The organism is Candidatus Obscuribacterales bacterium (assembly GCA_036703605.1).
GTDB lineage: Bacteria > Cyanobacteriota > Cyanobacteriia > RECH01 > RECH01 > RECH01.
Window position 1 is genome coordinate 1 of sequence record DATNRH010000105.1, and the last position, 3491, is coordinate 3491.

General features: G+C 52.7%; 2 protein-coding genes. Both read left to right on the forward strand.

What is annotated here, in order from left to right:
• The first annotated feature begins 188 nt into the window (after positions 1 to 188).
• A complete protein-coding gene (locus V6D20_02150; protein ID HEY9814597.1) occupies positions 189 to 2267 on the forward strand; it encodes a hypothetical protein in 2079 nt (692 codons plus the stop codon).
• Between the two features lie 978 nt (positions 2268 to 3245).
• Positions 3246 to 3491: hypothetical protein (locus V6D20_02155; GenBank protein HEY9814598.1), on the forward strand; the 246-nt coding region annotated here is incomplete at its 3' end.

A 3491-nucleotide genomic window follows, 5' to 3' on the forward strand; every position in this document is an offset into this window, starting at 1 on the left:
ATGGGCCTTACCGAACTCCGCTGCGCAAAAACACCCCATGAAAAATTCGCGCAAGAATGCTAGTAAAATGCTAGTCATTTTCCATTCATTTTCAGTCATTTCTGTGATATCTGCAGCCAACATCACATGAAAAACATCAAATTCATTGCCTCCTTCTACCTTTAATATAGCTTTTAAAACTCAACAACATGCTTACAGTCAACAACAATCGCTACTTCCACAGCTTGAAGTCCCAGGCCTTGATGTATGCCCACCACAAACCCTTCATCTCTAATGTTTTAACTGACAACTCTCGCGACACTGCATGGGAAAACATCACTGATGCAATTTCTTTTGGACCCTACCTTTGTGTGATTGTGGCTACTCATGTCAAGAAACATGTTAGAGGCTTTCGCCTTCTTCACCACCTTGGCCACCTTGTGCCGGGAGGATTCCCTCTAGGCAAAAATAATCCGATCTTTTCTTGTATTGGTTTTGATGAGGACATTGCCTCTACCCTTCATGAGCTCCATCTCCCTGAAATCCAGAAGAAAAGTACTGCCAAGGACACACCAGTGCCCTCTATTGATGATCTCCTTGCTGCAGATGACAAAGCTGCCTTCGCTGCCTGCAAACCACATGTGGAACAGCCCTACACTTTAGCCTGCGGTCCAGCTCTGATTTTACCCCCTGAGGCCACTGAATTATTGGTAGCAGATTTCTTGCAAAATCCCACTGATGATGGCATGTTTGAGCCTTATAGTATTTTCCTTGCCTGCCAAAAATTTGTGCAATCACTCCCTCTAGCTGAGAAATCCAAACTGGGTGTCATCCTTCAAGAAGTTTGGGCCCTCCGTTATGCTAAACTCACTCTGCCTAAGGATGAAAATTTTGCAACTCGTGTAACAGACAAGGAAACACTTGATATTTGGTTTCGTCGCATCCCCCCTGCTCCTCCAACCACAGTGGAAAATAGTGCGCAACCCCCCACAGTGGAAAATAGTGCGCAACCCCCCGCAACCACCACTGAAGACCGCAACTCTGAAAATTGCCCTCCGGGCCTCAGCTCAGTTCTCCAGCAGCAGACCCAGCTATTGGAAAAGCAGATCACTCTGCAAGAAAATAGCATGGAGCTGCAGGCCAAGTCTATTGAAGCCCACTCACGAGCATTTGCCCTTGACACCACCTCCAAGATCCAGCGCTCCACTACAGACCATGATCGACAAAAATGCCTGGGCCTCTCTGTCACTCAGATTTCGGATGGCTCCTTCACAGCCCCCCCTACCACTCTTCCCACATTTCTGGATGACCTCATCAAGGCTGAGGCTGGACTCCGAGTTTCCCTCTTGCGCAATTTTCGATCCACAAACCAACTCAATTTTGTGATTACCAAGCACCTGGCCACAGTCCTGGCCACCCTCCAGTTTCAAAATTCTGATGATATTAGCCCTGAATTCTCCATCTTTAGCTTGGGCTCTGCTGATCTGAGCACTGGTGGTGGCAGTCAAAACTTGACTGAACTTAATGTTATTGAAGAAGACATGGGGACCAAGTATGGCTACACCACTGACCAAATCAACAAGGCCAAAAAGTTGACCTACTTCATCCCTCACACACCAACCCAATTGCTGCGCCATCTCAAGAACTTCTATGGTCTCCTCCTTGGCATCACCCACCAGGGGGCTCATGCCCCCTTTCTCTTCAAGAAAAATGTTCTAGATGTGCTGACAAATCATGAGGTTACAGTTGAGCACCTTGCAGAACGTGACCCCACCTGCCTTGGCAGAGTCCTTGCCTATGTTGAAGCCCAGTTCCAGTCCTTCTATGCTAGTATTGTCCCAGCCTCAGCTCCGGCTACTTGGTCTTGGTCCTTCCTAGAGTTCACTCGCCTCCCTGAATGGCTGCATGGCTGTGACATTGGCTATAAATTGCCATTGGGAGTTGAGGCCCAACACAAGCCCTCCCCATCCCCCAAGCCCAAACATGACAGGGATAGACAAATCTCATCACCACCAGCAAAGCGCAACAAGTCAAGTGGGTCCCCTTCTCCTGTTCGAAACCCCAACCCAGTCATGAGTTGGAAGATCCCTCCAGCTGACTTCAAAAAGTTCCATGCTAAAAATCGATCCTGTCCCACCGATCCAGAGGGCAACCAAGTCTGCATCAAGTACCAACTCCTCGGGACCTGCTCTCATGGGGATTCTTGTGCTCGTGCCATCACCCACAAGACCCTCACTGGGGACCTCAAGAAAGAGTTCCAATCTTGGCTTGATAGTGTGCAATCTTGACTATCTGTGGGCCCTCAACACAGCACACCACATTTGCCCCCTTACAATCTTCGCCCCCGTCCACCAGGCCCTGCACCCCTGCCACCCACAGCTCTCTTTACACCACCACCACCCACCCCACCACTGCTCACCCCACCGGATCCCACACTTCAGTCACCACCACCTACAACTCCCACTGGCCCACAGTCCATCTTGCGCCGCAAACACTCAACAGCACCCTCGGCATCTACAGCATCTAAGCTTGCCCTCCACGTGTCTTTCCACCAGGCAAAACCCGTGCATCCCACACTGTCAGCACCTTCACTCTCCAGTGCCCCAGGCCCTCGCAACATTCCGCGGGTCCAAAACCCCTCCTCAGTCCTCACATCCATCAGTGGCCCTGAGAAGCTCCTTGGTGAGTCCTTTTGTTCCTCTTGCATTGTCTGCCACTTTGGCTCGCAGCTGTTGCTCTACTGCCTCCCACTGCCATCGCCACTCCTGCCACCAGACCCCTCTATCCAGCCAGACTGCAAGTGCCGTCCCTGCCAGCCCAGCACTGCACCCTTTTCAGGCCACTGCAGCTGCCCCACTGGCAGCATCACAGCCCACTGCTCCTGCGCTCGCACCTACCAGTCCACTGCACCCTTCTCAGGCAACTGCAGCTGCAACACTGGTGGCATCGCAACCCCCTGCTCCTGTGCCCACCCCTACCAGCCCACTGCACCCTCTTCAGGCAACTGCAGCTGCATCACTGGTAGCCCCGTGGAACACTGCTCCTGTGCCCACCCCCCTAACCTGGAAGTCACCTCGGTGCCCACTCCAGGCGGCCCTGCCGGTGGATCTGGTGGCCCTAGCATTAAGCATGGGCTCACCCTGCACAACCTCCAACCCCTTCGAGGCTCCCCCACTGACGCACCTAGATCAACTCCACATGCCACCAGTGCTGCCCTCCCCGAACTGGAGAACCCCTCCTCCTCCACCCCCACTGTGACACAGACCATGCTGTCCCCCTACCGCCAGCCAAACAGGATGAAAGTGCCCCCCTCTTCTGACTCCTACTGGCTCCCTGGGCCCAGTCATCAGGTCCTGCACAACATACAGCAGGCCCTTGCCTGGAAGCCCCCTCCCAGGACTCGGCCCCCTTTCCAGTTTGACCTCTCAGAAGCTGCTGCCCTACACAACCAACAGGTCCTTGCATCCTTTGACTTCGATCTTGAAAAGGTCCTGCTCTCTGATAGCCACTCA